The 14,376-nt window shown below is 64.4% G+C and carries 15 protein-coding genes; 6 read left to right on the top strand and 9 right to left on the bottom strand.

The window, feature by feature from the left end; all coding sequences use genetic code 11:
* Positions 1-112: 112 nt before the first annotated feature.
* Both FJ867_RS05590 and FJ867_RS05595 read right to left on the bottom strand, forming a co-directional pair.
* Complete coding sequence (locus FJ867_RS05590) at positions 113-1,150, bottom strand: zinc-binding dehydrogenase (protein ID WP_140556519.1); 1,038 nt, start codon at positions 1,148-1,150, stop codon at positions 113-115.
* Between the two features lie 50 nt (positions 1,151-1,200).
* Positions 1,201-2,439, bottom strand: a complete 1,239-nt coding sequence (locus FJ867_RS05595) for an acyl-CoA dehydrogenase family protein (RefSeq protein ID WP_140496319.1) — start codon at positions 2,437-2,439, stop codon at positions 1,201-1,203.
* Between the two features lie 120 nt (positions 2,440-2,559).
* Between FJ867_RS05595 and FJ867_RS05600 the strand changes: the two genes are divergently transcribed.
* From FJ867_RS05600 to FJ867_RS05625, 6 genes are all read left to right on the top strand, one after another.
* Positions 2,560-3,375, top strand: a complete 816-nt coding sequence (locus FJ867_RS05600) for an SDR family oxidoreductase (protein WP_140566161.1) — start codon at positions 2,560-2,562, stop codon at positions 3,373-3,375.
* A gap of 24 nt (positions 3,376-3,399) precedes the next feature.
* Entirely contained in the window at positions 3,400-3,900 is a 501-nt protein-coding gene (locus FJ867_RS05605) for a MaoC family dehydratase (RefSeq protein WP_281405949.1), read from the top strand.
* Positions 3,897-4,928: a phosphotransferase family protein gene (locus FJ867_RS05610; RefSeq protein WP_140686047.1), complete on the top strand. Its 1,032-nt coding sequence runs from the start codon at positions 3,897-3,899 to the stop codon at positions 4,926-4,928. Before FJ867_RS05605 ends, FJ867_RS05610 begins: the two co-directional genes overlap by 4 nt.
* Before the next feature lie 17 nt (positions 4,929-4,945).
* The gene (locus FJ867_RS05615) at positions 4,946-5,722 is read left to right on the top strand and encodes an SDR family oxidoreductase (RefSeq protein WP_140816748.1); all 777 of its coding nucleotides are present in this window, start codon (positions 4,946-4,948) and stop codon (positions 5,720-5,722) included.
* 91 nt (positions 5,723-5,813) lie between these two features.
* Complete coding sequence (locus tag FJ867_RS05620; RefSeq protein WP_140496323.1) at positions 5,814-6,458, top strand: TetR/AcrR family transcriptional regulator; 645 nt, start codon at positions 5,814-5,816, stop codon at positions 6,456-6,458.
* Between the two features lie 194 nt (positions 6,459-6,652).
* Positions 6,653-6,901 (top strand): DUF680 domain-containing protein, encoded by a 249-nt coding sequence (locus FJ867_RS05625; protein WP_140496324.1) that lies wholly within the window; start codon positions 6,653-6,655, stop codon positions 6,899-6,901.
* Between the two features lie 44 nt (positions 6,902-6,945).
* On the opposite strand, the gene FJ867_RS05630 is transcribed toward FJ867_RS05625, so the two are convergent.
* From FJ867_RS05630 to FJ867_RS05660, 7 genes are all read right to left on the bottom strand, one after another.
* Positions 6,946-7,995 carry a Gfo/Idh/MocA family oxidoreductase gene (locus FJ867_RS05630; RefSeq protein WP_140816750.1) on the bottom strand — a complete coding sequence of 350 codons (1,050 nt, stop codon included), beginning with the start codon at positions 7,993-7,995 and terminating at the stop codon, positions 6,946-6,948.
* Positions 7,996-8,008: 13 nt separating this feature from the next.
* Positions 8,009-8,794 (bottom strand): ThuA domain-containing protein, encoded by a 786-nt coding sequence (locus tag FJ867_RS05635; RefSeq protein WP_140816752.1) that lies wholly within the window; start codon positions 8,792-8,794, stop codon positions 8,009-8,011.
* Between the two features lie 80 nt (positions 8,795-8,874).
* Complete coding sequence (locus tag FJ867_RS05640) at positions 8,875-9,096, bottom strand: hypothetical protein (protein ID WP_140816754.1); 222 nt, start codon at positions 9,094-9,096, stop codon at positions 8,875-8,877.
* A gap of 56 nt (positions 9,097-9,152) precedes the next feature.
* A complete protein-coding gene (locus FJ867_RS05645) occupies positions 9,153-9,737 on the bottom strand; it encodes a sarcosine oxidase subunit gamma (protein ID WP_140816756.1) in 585 nt (194 codons plus the stop codon).
* Positions 9,730-12,723 carry a sarcosine oxidase subunit alpha gene (locus tag FJ867_RS05650; protein ID WP_140816758.1) on the bottom strand — a complete coding sequence of 998 codons (2,994 nt, stop codon included), beginning with the start codon at positions 12,721-12,723 and terminating at the stop codon, positions 9,730-9,732. Before FJ867_RS05650 ends, FJ867_RS05645 begins: the two co-directional genes overlap by 8 nt.
* On the bottom strand, positions 12,720-13,031 hold the full coding sequence (locus FJ867_RS05655; protein ID WP_140496330.1) for a sarcosine oxidase subunit delta: 312 nt from the start codon (positions 13,029-13,031) through the stop codon (positions 12,720-12,722). Before FJ867_RS05655 ends, FJ867_RS05650 begins: the two co-directional genes overlap by 4 nt.
* Positions 13,032-13,058: 27 nt before the next feature.
* Positions 13,059-14,312, bottom strand: coding sequence for a sarcosine oxidase subunit beta (locus FJ867_RS05660; protein ID WP_140624375.1), 1,254 nt, complete (start codon positions 14,310-14,312; stop codon positions 13,059-13,061).
* Positions 14,313-14,376 lie beyond the last annotated feature (64 nt).

Here is a 14,376-nt window from a genome sequence, read left to right on the forward strand (position 1 = left end):
CGATGACATTGAACGATCGCAGCCAACAAACCACCCTCTTTCCGGCCCTCGAAGGTTATAGCAGCTGTGCTCTCGATGAACCGGAATGCAGCTCAACCGCACACCCCCTGCTTTACGGCCGAATGAACACCTTGCCATTGGGCCTGGCCAGTTCCGCCGGCACGCGCGCCATCGCCTCGGCCAGCGGCACCACAGCCGTCACGTCGGTCGTCCAGCGCCCGTCGGAAAAGCGCTTCTGCGCCTCGAGGATCGCAGGACCGCGGCGATCCTTATGCTGCCGCATCCATTCGCTCAGCCAGAAGCCCTCTATGTGCTTGTGCTGGAAAATCAGCTGGCCGGGTTCGCGGATGATCGTGGCCTCGGGATCGAGCCGTCCATAGATGATCCAGCGCGAGCGCTTCGGCATGGCGTTGAAGATGGCCGAGGCCAGTGGCCCGGTCACCGCATCGAGAAAGATGCGCGGCTGTTCGGCCTTTATCACCTCGCGCAGCGAGGCTTCGAAATCGGGCGACTTCTCGTTGAGCACATGGGCGGCGCCGATTTCCTTCAGCAGCGCGATCTGCTCGTCGCGGCGCACGGTGACGATAGGCCGGAATCCTTCCTCACTGGCCAGCCCGATGATCAGCTTGCAGAGCTGGCTGGCGCCGGCGGTCATGATGAAGGCCCTTTCGCCTTCTCGGCTGACGATGTCGAACATGGCGAGCGCGGTAAGCGGATTGACGATCATGGCAGCCCCATCCTCGTCGCGCACGGTGTCGAGGAGCGGAATGCAGGCGGCGGCTTCGGCAACGGCATAGTCGGCCCATGAGCCCCAATTGGAGAGCCCGGTGGCGAAGGCAACGCGCTTGCCGACGAGGCTCTTGGGATAGGGCTCGTCGCCGCCGGCAACGACCACGCCGACGCCTTCGAAGCCGGCCGGCCGGCCCTTGAGCCGCGGCTGGCCGTACTGGCCCTTGATGAAGGCGACATCGGACGGATTGATCGACGCAAGGCTGACCTTGATCAGCACTTGCGTCGGCCCAGGTGCCGGCACTGCGATACTGCCTGGCTTGAGATAGGGCTCCATCGCCTCCAGCACGCTGCCGCTCGGCGCCCTGGTGTAGCCGTCGCCGACCAGGAGCAGGGCCTTCATTTCGGAGGGTATGGCCATTGGTGGCTGCTCCTTGGTTGTCGACGCAAGACGATGAGATGCCGGCCGGCTCAAACCTTTTCCTGCGTGTATTTCCTCAATTCAGCCCGCGCCACCTGGCGGCGATGCACGGCATCCGGCCCGTCGGCGAGGCGCAGCGTTCTGAGATGCGTCCACGAGCGCGCCAGCGGCGTGTCCTGGCTGATGCCTTGCGCGCCGAACATCTGCACCGCCTCGTCGGTGACCTTCAGAGCCATGCGTGGCGCGACCACCTTGATCTGACTGATCCAGGGCGCGGCGGCGCGCGCGTCGCCCTGGTCGATCATCCACGCCGCCTTGAGGCAGAGCAGGCGGGCCATCTCGATCTCCATCCGGCACTCGGCGATGATATCGAAATTGGCGCCGAGTTTCGCCAGTGGCTGGCCGAACGCTTCACGGCGGACCGAACGCTGGCACAGCAGCTCCAGCGCCATCTCGGCCTGTCCGATGGCCCGCATGCAGTGATGGATGCGGCCGGGGCCGAGGCGGCCTTGCGCGATCTCGAAACCCCTGCCCTCGCCGAGGATCAGGTTCGACGCCGGCACCAGCACATTGTCGAAGCGAAGATGCATGTGGCCGTGCGGCGCGTCGTCGTCGCCGTAGACCTGCATTGGACGCAGCTTGCTGACACCCTTGGTGTCCGCCGGCACGAGGATCATCGAATGCCGCCTGTGCTTCGGCTCTCCATCGGAGGTCTTCACCATGACGATATAGATGGCGCAGCGGGGATCGCCGGCACCAGAGGCCCACCATTTCTCGCCGTTCAGCACATAGCCGTCGCCGCGCCGTTCGCAGCGCATCGAAATGTTGGTGGCATCCGACGAGGCTACGTCCGGCTCGGTCATCAGATAGGCCGAGCGGATCTTTCCGTCGAGAAGCGGCTCCAGCCAGGCGTTCTTGTGCTCCGCCGAGCCGTAGCGCTCCAGCACCTCCATGTTGCCGGTGTCGGGCGCCGAGCAGTTGAAGGTCTCGGCGCCGAGATGCGCCTTGCCCATCTCCTCGGCCAGATAGGCGTATTCGACGGTGGAAAGACCGTAGCCGCGTTCCGAGCCGGTCAGCCAGAAATTCCAAAGGCCGCGCTCTCTTGCGGTCGTCTTCAGCCCTTCGAGGATCTCGGTCTGGCGCCGCGTGTATGTCCAGCGGTCGCCCGCCTTGCCGACTTCGCCGAGGAATTCCTTGTCGAGCGGCATGATCTCGTCGCGCACCATGGCCGCGACGCGCGCGTGGATCGGCCTCAGCCGCTCCGTCATGCCGAGATTCATCTCCGTCATCGGTTGCTAACCCTTCATTCAGGCCGGGCATTTTGTCAGTGGCAAGGATGACCGTACTTCGGATAGCCTTGTCAACGCGAACGCTTTCCCCGATCCGCCGATGAAAGGCGCAGGAGTTCGATGAGCTATCTCGACGATCTTTTTTCGGTGGCCGGCAAGACCGCGCTGGTCACGGGCGCGGCGACCGGCATCGGCCGCATGGCGGCGACGGGCCTCGTCAAGGCCGGCGCAACGGTGATGATCGCCTCGCGCAAGGGCGAGGACTGCATCAAGGTCGCCGAGGAATTGAACGGGTTTGGCGCGCCGGGCCGGGCGGAAGGCTTTGCCGGAGACGTTTCCAGCGAGGCCGGCATTGCCGCCTTGGTCGGCGAGGTCAAGACGCGGGCCGAACGGCTGCATATCCTGGTCAACAATGCCGGCGTGTCCTGGGGAGCGCCGCTGGAGAGCTTCCCCTATCATGCCTGGGCCAAGGTGTTCGGCGTCAACGTCACCGCCGTCTTCCACGTGACCCGCGAACTGCTGCCGCTGCTCGAAGCCGCCGCCAGCGACGAGGATCCAGCCCGGGTGATCAATCTGGGCTCCGTGATGGGCACGCAGCCGCTGGCCGACGACGCCTATTCCTACACCGCCTCCAAAGCGGCCGTTCATCACCTGACGCGCACCCTGGCGCTGGAATTCGCCGGCCGCCGCATCACCGTCAACGCCTTTGCCCCTGGGCCCTTCCAGAGCCGGATGACGGCGTTTGCCACCGCCACTGAGGAACAGGCCAGGCATGTCGGCAGCCACGTTCCGATCGGCCGTATCGGCGCCCCGGATGACATTGCCGGCGCAACGCTCTATTTGTGCAGCCGTGCAGGCAGCTATGTCACCGGCGCCATCCTGCCGATTGACGGCGGACAGTCGGTGCAGCATGGGCTGACCCTGTTCAAGGAATGACATGTCCGGCCGGGGAAGCCGGGGATGAAACTGGAGGACATCCGCGTGGAACCGATCAGTCTCGATGTGCTTCTGGCCAGCGTCGGCAAGGAGGTGGGCGTCTCGCCATGGCGGGTGGTCACGCAGCGCATGATCGACCAGTTCGCAGACGCCACCGACGACCACCAGTTCATTCATTGCGATCCGGAGCGGGCCAAGCGCGAGACGCCATTTGGCGGCACCATCGCGCATGGCTTCCTGTCGCTGTCGCTGTTGTCGGCAATGACGTTCGAGACCATGCCGCCGCTGGAAAACGGCAAGATGGGCGTCAACCACGGCTTCGATTCGCTGCGCTTCCTGGCGCCGGTGAAGACCGGCGCGCGCATCCGCACCCGTTTCGTGCTGGCCGACGTCAAGGTCAGGCCCTCAGGTTGGGTGCAGACGGCCCACGACGTGACGATCGAAATCGAGGGCTCGAAGAAACCGGCGCTCACAGCCCGCTGGCTGACGCTGACCCTGATCGAACGCCAGCCAGAGACCGTATGAGCGACCCGAACGCGCTCGACCAGGCAGCGCTTTCGCCCTATCTCGAGGCGCGGATCCCCGGTTTTGCCGGACTTTCCGCGATCGAAAAATTCAAATCCGGCCAATCCAACCCGACCTATCTGCTGACGGCGGCCAGCGGCCGCTACGTGCTGCGCGCCAAGCCGCCGGGGCAGTTGCTGAAATCGGCCCATCAGGTCGACCGTGAATTCAGGGTGATGAGCGCCCTTTCGGGCACCGCCGTGCCGGTGCCGCGGATGCTGCATCTCTCGGCCGAGAACTCGCCGATCGGCCGCATGTTCTACGTCATGGATTTCATCGACGGCCGCATCTTCTGGGACCCGGCACTGCCGGAAGCGCGCGACAATGGCGAGCGCGCCGCCATCTACGATGCCATGAACGCCACGCTTGCCGCCCTGCACGGCGTCGATATCGAGGCCGTGGGTCTCGGCGACTTCGGCCGGCCGGGCAATTATTTCGAGCGCCAGCTGGCGCGCTGGACCAGCCAGTACCGCGCCTCGGAGACCGGTGCCATTGCCGACATGGACCGGCTGATCGACTGGCTGGAGACGCACAGGCCCGCCGACGACGGCCGTGTCTCGCTGGTGCATGGTGACTATCGGCTGGACAATCTGATATTCGCGCCGGACCGGCCGAAGGTGATGGCGGTGCTCGACTGGGAACTGTCCACATCAGGCCATCCATTTGCCGATATCGCCTACCAGTGCATGCAATGGCGCCTGCCGCATAGCTCGGGCTTTCGCGGCCTGGGCGGTATCGACCGCGCCGCGCTCGGACTGCCTTCGGAAGAGGACTATGTCGCCACCTATTGCCGGCGGCGCGGGCTCACCGGCATCGGCGACTGGACGTTCTTCCTCGCCTTCTCCTTCTTCCGGCTGGCCGCGATCTGCCAGGGCGTCTACAAGCGCGCGCTGGACGGCAATGCCTCGAACCCGGAAAAGGCCAGGACCTATGGCGAGGCGGTGAAACTGCTTTCGCACCTCGCCGCGAAACTGATCGACCGAAACTGATGGACGAGAAATAATCGATGGGCCGCTTCGACGGAAAAACGGTGTTGATCACGGGTGCCGCGGGCGGGCTTGGCCGCGGCGCGGCCAAAGCTTTTGCCGCCGAAGGCGCGCGGCTGGTCCTCTCCGACCTCGATGAACCAATCTTGAGGAGCTTTGCCGAAACGCTCGATGGCGAGACGGCGGTCCTGGCCGGAAACATCGCCGACGAGACGCTGTCGCAGGCGCTGGTGGCTCTGGCGGTCGAAAGATTCGGCCGGCTGGATGTCGCGGTCAACAATGCCGGCATCGTCCAGAGTTTCGTGCGTTTGCCCCAGGTCGCCTCGGAGGAGGCGCGCCGCGTGATCGAAATCGATCTGCTCGGCGTCTTCTATGCCATGAAACACCAGATCCAGCAGATGGAGCGGCAGTTCAAGGCGGACGGCAAGGGCGGCGCCATCGTCAACATCGCCTCCGCCGCCGGACTGGGTGGCGCGCCGAAGCTTTCGATCTATGCCGCCGCCAAGCACGGCGTGGTTGGGCTGACCCGGTCGGCGGCAATTGAATACGCCAGCAAGGGCCTGCGCATCAACGCGGTCTGTCCGGCGCACACGAGAACGGCGATGGTCGACAGTTTCGTGCGCGTCTCCGGCGCTCCGGAAGCTGACGCCTTGGCTGAACTGACGCGCGGCGTGCCGATGAGGAGGGTGGCCGAAGTGGATGAGATCACCCCGGTGATCCTGTTCGCCGCCGACCCCGCCAACTCCTTCATGACCGGCCACACATTGGCTGTCGACGGCGGCGTCGGCGCCATCTGACGCCTGCCGCTTGGGAACCAGCGACGCCCTTGTCCGTTTCCGTACAGCGTATATAATTCAGTTGGCCCCCAACCAGCAGAGGCAGGCGATATTGCCGGTGAGCGCCCAGACACGCCGCGAGAAACAAAAGGCCGAACAGCGTTCCGAACTTGTGGAGGCCGCGCACAAGCTCGTGCAGGAGGAAGGCTATGAGGGCCTGACCATCCGCAAGCTGGCCAAGCGCGTCGGCTACGCGCCGATGTCGGTCTATTCCTATTTCGCCGACAAGCAGGACATATTGTTCGCGCTGGCCGAGGATGCGTTCGAGACGCTTGCCCGGCGCATCGAGGAGCATCCTTCCGACGATCCGATCGAGGCGCTGCAAGCAGTGATGACGGAATACGCCGCGTTCGGACTTGGCAATCCCAATGAATACCGCACCGTCTTCATGACCGAAAAGACCAAGCTGCCGGCAGGCCGGAGCTACGAGGACATGGAAGAAAGCAACCCGGCGATGAAGGTGCTGATCAGCAGGGTCGAGGCCTGCGTCGCCGCGGGGAAGTTGCAGGGTGATCCGCGCGCCATTGCTACCATGCTGTGGGCGGTCGGCCACGGCACCATCTCGCTGCTGATCACCTTCCCCTTCTACCCCTTCGGTGATCCGCAGGCTTTCGTGAAACGGATGTGCGATTTCACCCTTGCGACGCTCAGCACGCAGAACGTGCCCCCGCTGACCGAGACACCGGTCAACTGCTGAACGATATCTCCTTGCGTATCCACGCTTCATCGACGCTCCGCGTTTAACGTGCCAAGCGGGGCGGATTTTCTTGGTTAACAAAAATTTCCGTACGTGTACGATTCTGGCTTGAACTCCGCGATCGGTGGGCGTATTTGTACGGAATACCGTACACGTACGAGAACAAATTCACCCATCGAACCCGGAGACGGACAATGAAAAAGACCCTCCTCACCCTCGCTGCCGTGCTGGCACTTTCGGGCTCGGCCCTTGCCGCCAACACGACACACCCGGTCAAGCACGTGCCCGCCGCGACCTGCGTCGACACCAAGGCCAATGTGAAGCTCGATTGCGCATCGACCGGCTCGCTCGAGAAAAAGGGCGTCACGGAAACCACCGCTGAAGGCAAGGGCCCGCGCCTCGGCATCAGCATCAATCCCTGGATCGTGCCGAGCGCGTTCTGATAGCGGCAACACACGCCTGGCTGGTGCAGCCGACCAGATGTGATTCAGGCGATCGTGACCGGCAGTCTGGACGACGAACTCTCGAAGGCCGCGTCGATCAGCCTCTGCATGTCGGCGGCGCGACGGAAGGATGGATCGCCGTTCCTTCCCCTATCGAGCGCTTCGGCGAAACGCAGCGCGTTGCGCTTCACATCCGGCAGCGCCAGTGTCCGCCAACGTTGCTGGTCGATGTCCTCGGCCAGGCAGGCCGACAGGCGCGAAACCTTGCCGTCTGTTTTGACCTTGATGGCGCCCTTGGTGCCATGCATGGCCAGCGACAGGTCGTTGGCGTGGCCGGTCATGTAGCGGCTGGCGACGATCGTCGCGAGCGCCCCGCATTTGAACCGCGCCGTCATTGCGACACTGTCGTTGGCATCAAGCACATAATCGCCGATCCGATCGCCTTCGGCCTTGGGAAACGTCACCAGGTCGGCGTGCAGGGTGGCGATGTCCTGGTCGGCGCCATAGCTTGCGAAATCCAGAATGTGGATACCGACATCGCCGAGCACGCCCGTCGAGCCGTGCCGGTTGGACAGGCGCCACAGCCATTTGTCCTCGATGCGCCAGTCGCCCCATGATTTGCTGACCAGCCAGCTCTGTTTGTAGCTCGCCTCGACATGGCGCAATGCGCCGATCTCGCCGGCCTGCACCATGCGTCGCGCTTCCTCGATCGCCGCCGAGTTGCGGTAGGTCAGGTTGACCATGTTGACGACCCCGGCCGCCTCGGCCGCTTCCGTCATTGCAAGCGCGTCGGCATGGTTCGGCGCCAGCGGCTTTTCGCAAAAGACGTGTTTCCCATGGGCAAGCAGCGCCAGCGTCGTGGCCTTGTGCACGCCATCCGGCGTCGCATTGATGGCCGCATCGAACGCACCCCAGCCGATCGCCGCTTCCAGGCTCTCGAAAGACTGGCTGATCTGGTTGGCGGCGGCGAACCTCGCCGCCCGGCCCGGCACCTGGTCGACGCAGGCGACGATTGTGCAGCCTGGAATCCTGGCGAACTCCTCGACGTGATGTCCGGCAATGCCACCGGTGCCGAGCAGAAGGAGGCGGTGCATCTTCAACTCACGCCTAACTAAGGCCCTTGTCGCCGTCGGCATGCAGGCGCAGGCCCTTCTGGACGATCTTCTCCTTGGCCTGGTCTGTCGGCACGTTCGGCGCATTGATGATGCCGGACCATGCGGATGCGGGATTGTGCGCCCAATGCACGGCGTTACGCAGCACCTGCTGCACGCCTTCATTGTGGTAGATCGGGTAGGTCTCGTGGCCGGGCGAGAAATAGAAGATCCGTCCGGCGCCGCGCTGATAGGTCAGCCCCGACCGGAAGACTTCGCCGCCTTCGTACCAGGAGACGAACACCGTCTCCAGCGGCTCCGGTACCGCGAAGGGCTCGCCATACATCTCCGTCTCGCCGATCTCCAGGCACTCGCCGATACCTTGCGCGATCGGATGGCCGCGGTTGATGGCCCAGACGCGCTCGCGCTCGCCCGCTTCGCGCCATTTCAGCGAACAAGGCGTGCCCATCAGCCGCTTGAAGATCTTCGAATAGTGTCCGGAATGGAGCACGATCAGACCCATGCCTTCCCAGACCCGTTTCTGCACGCGCTCAACGATCTCGTCCTTGACCTCGCCATGGGCGGCATGGCCCCACCAGAGCAGGACATGGGTGGCAGCCAGCCGGCTTTCGCTCAAGCCGTGCTCCGGCTCCTGCAAGGTGGCGGTGGTCGCCTCGATGCCCTTATCCTGGTTGAGCGCGGCTGCAATGGTCCCATGCATGCCCAATGGATAAAGGCCGCGCACGGCGGCATTGGTCTGCTCATGGACATTCTCGCCCCAGACGACGGCTTTTACCGGCATTTTACGATCTCCCAAAGCGCTTTGAATATCCCACTTGGCGCCGTCTTGGAAAGATGGCTCCTCAACCGAAACTGGGGAAATCAGCGCGGTTTGCGTCCGGGAACGGTCTTGGCTTTACCCGGCCTTGCGGGGGCGCCGGGGATAGCCTTCCCCGTGATCGACACAGGATCGCTGGCCGGGAACGTATCCTCGAGGCCTTCCTCGAGTTCCTCTTCGGCGTCGGCCCCGTGATGCCGCTCATGCTCCAGGGAGCGCACGGCCGAGCTTTTCCCGGGCGACTTCGGCGTGGACTTCGATGGCATCGGCATTCTCCCTCGACCTGTTCCCGCAAACGGGCGCGGGCGGCAAACGTTCCGGGTCAGGCCGCCGCGTCGCGTGCTCCCTCGGAGAGGAAAGTAAAGACATAATCCGAGAAGGAACGCCAGCACTCGACCCGGAAAGCGTCTTGCGCCGTGCGCAGCAGAACGATCTCGGCCTTGCCGAGAATGGTACGCGAGGCGGCACCCACCGGGAAGGCTTCGAGCGACAGATCCTGCGGGCAGCCCGAATTGATTGCCGCGGCCGCGGCCGGACCGGCGACCGATATCGCAACGTTGCGATGCGAAATGCCGACAGCGGAATGCAAGGCGGAAATCTTTGCACAATCGGCGAGCGGGTCTTTGCCGGCCTCGTCGATGATCATCCATTCATCCGGCCCAAGCCATAGCGCGGTGCGCCCGCCTTTCGACACGGACGTCTTCGGCTTTTTCGGCAAGGTCACGCCGAGCGCCTTCGACAAGGCGGCAAGCGAAGCCTCCGGCGCGCGCAACGAGATACGCTCGGCAGGTGCCAGCACCTCGACCTTGGCGCCTGTCGCGGAGATGGTGCGCCCAGCAAGCGCCGGACGGCGCTCGACCGCCGGCGATGCGGCCGGAGCCACTTTGTTTGCGGCAGCCTTAGCCATTGAGGCGGCCTCCCGTTTCGTCGAAGAACACCATGCTGGAAACCTCCACTTCGATCGTCCCGCTCGGCATCGGCACGTAGAGCGTGTCGCCCGTGCGTGCGCGGCCGCCGGCGACCAGCGCCAGAGCGATCGAGCGGCCGCAATTCTGCGACCAATAGCTCGATGTGACATGGCCGATCATCTTCATCGGGATCGCCTGCCTGGGATCCTCGACGATCTGCGCGCCTTCCTCCAGCACCATCTTGGGATCCTTGGTCTTGAGGCCGACCAGTTGCTTGCGGCCCTTGGCGACCAGGTCAGGCCGCGTCAGGCCGCGAATGCCGACGAAATCGGCCTTCTTCTTGCCGACGGCCCAGTCGAGACCGGCATCATTGGGCGTCACCGTGCCGTCGGTGTCCTGGCCGACGATGATGTAGCCCTTCTCGGCGCGCAGCACGTGCATTGCCTCGGTGCCGTAGGCGGTTGCGCCATGCTTCTGGCCCTCGGCCCACAGCGCTTCCCACACGGCCTGACCGTAATCGGCCGGCACATTTACCTCGAAGCCGCGCTCGCCGGTGAACGACATGCGGAACAGCCTTGTCGGCACGCCGCATATCTTGCCCTCGCGCACCGACATGTGCGGGAGGGCCTCATCCGACATGTCGATGCCTTCGACCAGCGGCGCGATGATGTCGCGAGACTTCGGCCCCTGTACGGCGATAACAGCCCACTGCTCGGTGATCGAGGTCAGCCAGACATTGAGATGCGGGAACTCGGTCTGGAGATAATCCTCCATATGGTTCATGACGCGCGGCGCGCCGCCCGTCGTCGTCGTCACATGGAAACGGTCGGGCGCCAGCCTGCCGACGACGCCGTCATCATAGATGAAGCCGTCCTCGCGCAGCATGATGCCGTAGCGGCAGCGGCCGGGCTCCAGCTTTTCCCATGGATTGGTGTAGAGCAGCTCCATGAACTTGGCCGCATCGGGACCGACCACCTCGATCTTGCCGAGCGTCGAGGCGTCGAACAGGCCGGCCGTGTTTCGAACCGCGACGCACTCGCGGTCGACCGCCGCATGCATGTCCTCGCCACCCCTGGGGAAATACCAGGCGCGCTTCCACTGCCCGACATCCTCGAACACGGCGCCTTGGGCTTCAGCCCAGGGATGGATCGCCGTCTTGCGCGTCGGATCGAACAGCGGACCGCGCGCATGGCTGACGATGGCGCCGAAGGTCACCGGCGTATAAGGGGCGCGGAACGTAGTGAGGCCCACCTCGGGGATTGGCTTGCCAAGCGTCTCGGCGGCAATCGCCAGGCCGTGCATGTTCGAGGTCTTGCCCTGGTCGGTCGCCATGCCGTTGGTGGTGAAGCGCTTGACGTGCTCGATCGAGCGCATGCCCTCATGCACGGCCTGGCGGATGTCCTTGGCGGTGACGTCGTTCTGGAAATCGACGAAGGCCTTCACCGTCGTATCCGGACCGGCGCCGGGGGCGGCGCCCAGCATGCCACGCGACCAGCTTTCCGAGGCGTCGACTTTTGGCTTTGTACCCTTGGCAGTCTTTGCGCCGGCGTCCTTTGCCGCCTTGGCCCCTGCCGCATAGGCCTCGTCGAGGGTCGCTGACAGGCCGTCCGTGCCGTTGCAGGCGCCGACAGAGACGCAGTCCTGCGCATAGGTGCCGGGCACGAAGCGCTTGGTTTCGTCGTTGAAGGCGACCTTGCCGCGCGACTGCGAGAACAGGTGCACCGACGGCGTCCAGCCGGCCGACATCAGGATCGCATCGACCGCAATGGTGCGCTCGCCGCCACCATTCTTCGGCTGCACCGTCATCGACGAGACGCGCAGCTTGCCTCCGGCGCGGATCACCGCGCGACCGAAATTGATCTCGATGCCGAGCATCCTTGCTTCATCGATCACCGGCCCGGTCGGATTGTCGCGCAGATCGACGATAGCCGCGATGTTGACGCCGGCCTTCTTCAGGTCGATCGCCGCCGCGTAAGCGGAATCATTGGCGGTGTAGACGCCGACGTTTTTTCCGACCGCGACGCCATGGTGATTGAGATAGGTGCGCGCGGCCGAGGCCAGCATGATGCACGGCCGGTCGTTGTTGGCGAACACCATGTGGCGCTCGATGGCCCCGGACGCCAGCACCACGCGCCTGGCGCGCACCTGCCACAGCCGCTCGCGCGGCAGGTCGTGGCCGGGATTTTGCAAATGATCGCTGACCCGTTCGACCAGGCCGACGAAGTTCTGTGCGTAGTAGCCGAAGGCAGTCGTGCGCGACAGCACGCGGACATTGTCCATGCCTTTCAGCCTGGCGATCGCCGCCTGCGCCCAGGCAAAGCCGCCCTGGCCGTCGATTTTCGCGCCGCTCTCGAAGCGCAGGCTGCCGCCGAATTCGGCCTGCTCATCGGCCAGAATGACCCGCACGCCGGTTTCAGCGGCTGCCAATGCCGCCGCGATGCCGGCCGCGCCGCCGCCCAGCACCAGCACGTCGCAATGGGCGTAACGCGACGAATAGTGATCGGGGTCCGGCCTGTCGGGGGACACGCCAAGCCCGGCGGCTTCCCGGATCTTGGGTTCGTAGAGGCTCTTCCAGGCCGCCTTCGGCCACATGAAGGTCTTGTAGTAGAAGCCGGCCGAAAACAGCGGCGACGCCAGATCATTGACCGCGCTGACGTCGAAGGACAGCGACGGCCAGCGGTTCTGCGAGTTGGCGGCGAGCCCGTCATAGAGCTCCTGCACGGTCGCTCGCACATTCGGCGTCTTGCGGGCATCATCGCGCACGATCTGCACCAGCGCGTTGGGCTCCTCCGCGCCGGCCGACAGCACGCCCCGCGGCCGGTGATATTTGAACGAGCGGCCTACCAGGTGCACGCCGTTGGCCAGCAGCGCCGAAGCCAGCGTATCGCCCTCGATGCCGACGAAGGACTGACCGTCGAAGCTGAAGCGGGCGGTCTTGGCCTGGCTCAGGCGCCCGGCGCTCGGTATGCGGAACGCGCCGCTCATTTGGCAACCACTTCGCTGGAGTTTTTGGGCAGCTTGGAAGGCTTCGGCTCGCCGGCCTTGTAGGTCATGACGAACTTGTCGGTGACGGTGTCGCGCACGGCGTTGAAGAAGCGCGCACAGCCATGCATGTGTCGCCAGCGCTCATAGATGATGCCTTTGGGATTCGAGCGGATGAAGAAGAATTTTTCGAAATCCTCGTCGCTCTCGCCTGACATGTTGGCCGAGCGCGCGATATGCGCCTCGCCGGCGTTGCGGAACTCAAGTTCCGGACGCTCTTCCTCGCAATAGGGGCAGCGGATGAGAAGCATGTTTTCGTTCCTACAGCTCAGTCATCGTCAATGCGCCACCGCCGCCGCCGCCGCCTCGTCGATCAACCGGCCGGTGCGGAAACGCTCGATGGTGAAGGGCGCGTTGATCGGATGCGGATCGTCCCTGGCGATGGTGTGGGCAAAGACATGGCCGGAGCCGGGTGTCGCCTTGAAGCCGCCCGTGCCCCAGCCGCAATTGACGTAGAGGCCGGGCACCGGCGTCTTGGCCAGGATCGGCGAGCGGTCGGGCGTGACGTCCACGATGCCGCCCCAGGAGCGCAGCATCTTCATGCGCGTGAAGATCGGGAACATCTCGCAGATTGCGTCCAGCGTATGCTGTAATATGTGCAGGCCGCCGGTCTGCGAGTAGGAGACGTACTGGTCGGTGCCGGCGCCGATCACCAGTTCGCCCTTGTCGGACTGCGAGATATAGGCATGCACCGTGTTCGACATCACCACGCAGGGAACGACAGGCTTGACCGGCTCCGACACCAGCGCCTGCAGCGGATAGCTTTCCAGCGGCATGCGCACGCCGGCCATGTTCATAATGACCGAGGAATGGCCGGCCGCGACCACGCCGACCTTCTTGGCGCCGATGAAGCCGCGCGTCGTCTCGACACCGGTCACCGCGCCATTGGCCGCCCGCTTGACGCCGGTGACCTCGCAATTCTGGATGATGTGCACGCCCCGCGCCGAGGCGCCGCGCGCATACCCCCAGGCGACCGCGTCATGGCGCGCCGTGCCGCCGCGCCGCTGCAAGGCGGCACCGACGACCGGGTAGCGCGCATCCCTAGAAATATTGAGCGGCGGGCAGAATTCCTTCGCCTGCTCGGGTGTGAGCCATTCATTGTCGATGCCGTTCAGCCGGTTGGCGTGGACATGGCGCTTCAGCACCTGGATGTCGTGCACATTGTGCGCCAGCATCATGACGCCGCGCGCCGAATACATGACGTTGTAATTGAGCTCCTGGCTGAGCCCGTCCCACAATTTCAGCGCATGGTCGTAGATGCCAGCGCTCTCGTCATAGAGGTAGTTGGAGCGGATGATGGTGGTGTTGCGGCCGGTATTGCCGCCACCGAGCCAGCCCTTCTCCAGCACCGCGACATTGGTGATGCCGTGCACGGTGGCGAGATAATAGGCGGTAGCCAGGCCATGGCCGCCGGCGCCCACGATGACGACGTCGTATTCCTTCTTCGGCTCCGGCGAGGACCATTGCTCCTCCCAGCCCTTGTGGCCGCGCATGGCCTCACGCGCGATGGCGAATACAGAGTATTTCTTCACGTTCCAGCCTCGGGCCAAAGTCTCGCGGATTTGCGGCCGGGCTAGCAATTTCTCCCGGCGCGCG

The sequence above is a fragment of the Mesorhizobium sp. B2-5-3 genome (genome assembly GCF_006441005.1).
Taxonomy (GTDB): Bacteria; Pseudomonadota; Alphaproteobacteria; order Rhizobiales; family Rhizobiaceae; genus Mesorhizobium.

Bases quoted from the DNA above. Each gene is read 5' to 3' on its own strand.
- FJ867_RS05625 (WP_140496324.1), top strand. From the start codon at position 6,653: ATGAAAAAGACCCTCCTCACCCTCGCTGCCGTGCTGGCACTTTCGGGC.
- FJ867_RS05600 (WP_140566161.1), top strand. From the start codon at position 2,560: ATGAGCTATCTCGACGATCTTTTTTCGGTGGCCGGCAAGACCGCGCTG.
- FJ867_RS05645 (WP_140816756.1), bottom strand. From the start codon at position 9,737: ATGGCTAAGGCTGCCGCAAACAAAGTGGCTCCGGCCGCATCGCCGGCG.
- FJ867_RS05630 (WP_140816750.1), bottom strand. From the start codon at position 7,995: ATGCACCGCCTCCTTCTGCTCGGCACCGGTGGCATTGCCGGACATCAC.
- FJ867_RS05640 (WP_140816754.1), bottom strand. From the start codon at position 9,096: ATGCCATCGAAGTCCACGCCGAAGTCGCCCGGGAAAAGCTCGGCCGTG.
- FJ867_RS05605 (WP_281405949.1), top strand. From the start codon at position 3,400: ATGAAACTGGAGGACATCCGCGTGGAACCGATCAGTCTCGATGTGCTT.
- FJ867_RS05615 (WP_140816748.1), top strand. From the start codon at position 4,946: ATGGGCCGCTTCGACGGAAAAACGGTGTTGATCACGGGTGCCGCGGGC.
- FJ867_RS05650 (WP_140816758.1), bottom strand. From the start codon at position 12,723: ATGAGCGGCGCGTTCCGCATACCGAGCGCCGGGCGCCTGAGCCAGGCC.
- FJ867_RS05655 (WP_140496330.1), bottom strand. From the start codon at position 13,031: ATGCTTCTCATCCGCTGCCCCTATTGCGAGGAAGAGCGTCCGGAACTT.
- FJ867_RS05635 (WP_140816752.1), bottom strand. From the start codon at position 8,794: ATGCCGGTAAAAGCCGTCGTCTGGGGCGAGAATGTCCATGAGCAGACC.
- FJ867_RS05590 (WP_140556519.1), bottom strand. From the start codon at position 1,150: ATGGCCATACCCTCCGAAATGAAGGCCCTGCTCCTGGTCGGCGACGGC.
- FJ867_RS05610 (WP_140686047.1), top strand. From the start codon at position 3,897: ATGAGCGACCCGAACGCGCTCGACCAGGCAGCGCTTTCGCCCTATCTC.
- FJ867_RS05595 (WP_140496319.1), bottom strand. From the start codon at position 2,439: ATGACGGAGATGAATCTCGGCATGACGGAGCGGCTGAGGCCGATCCAC.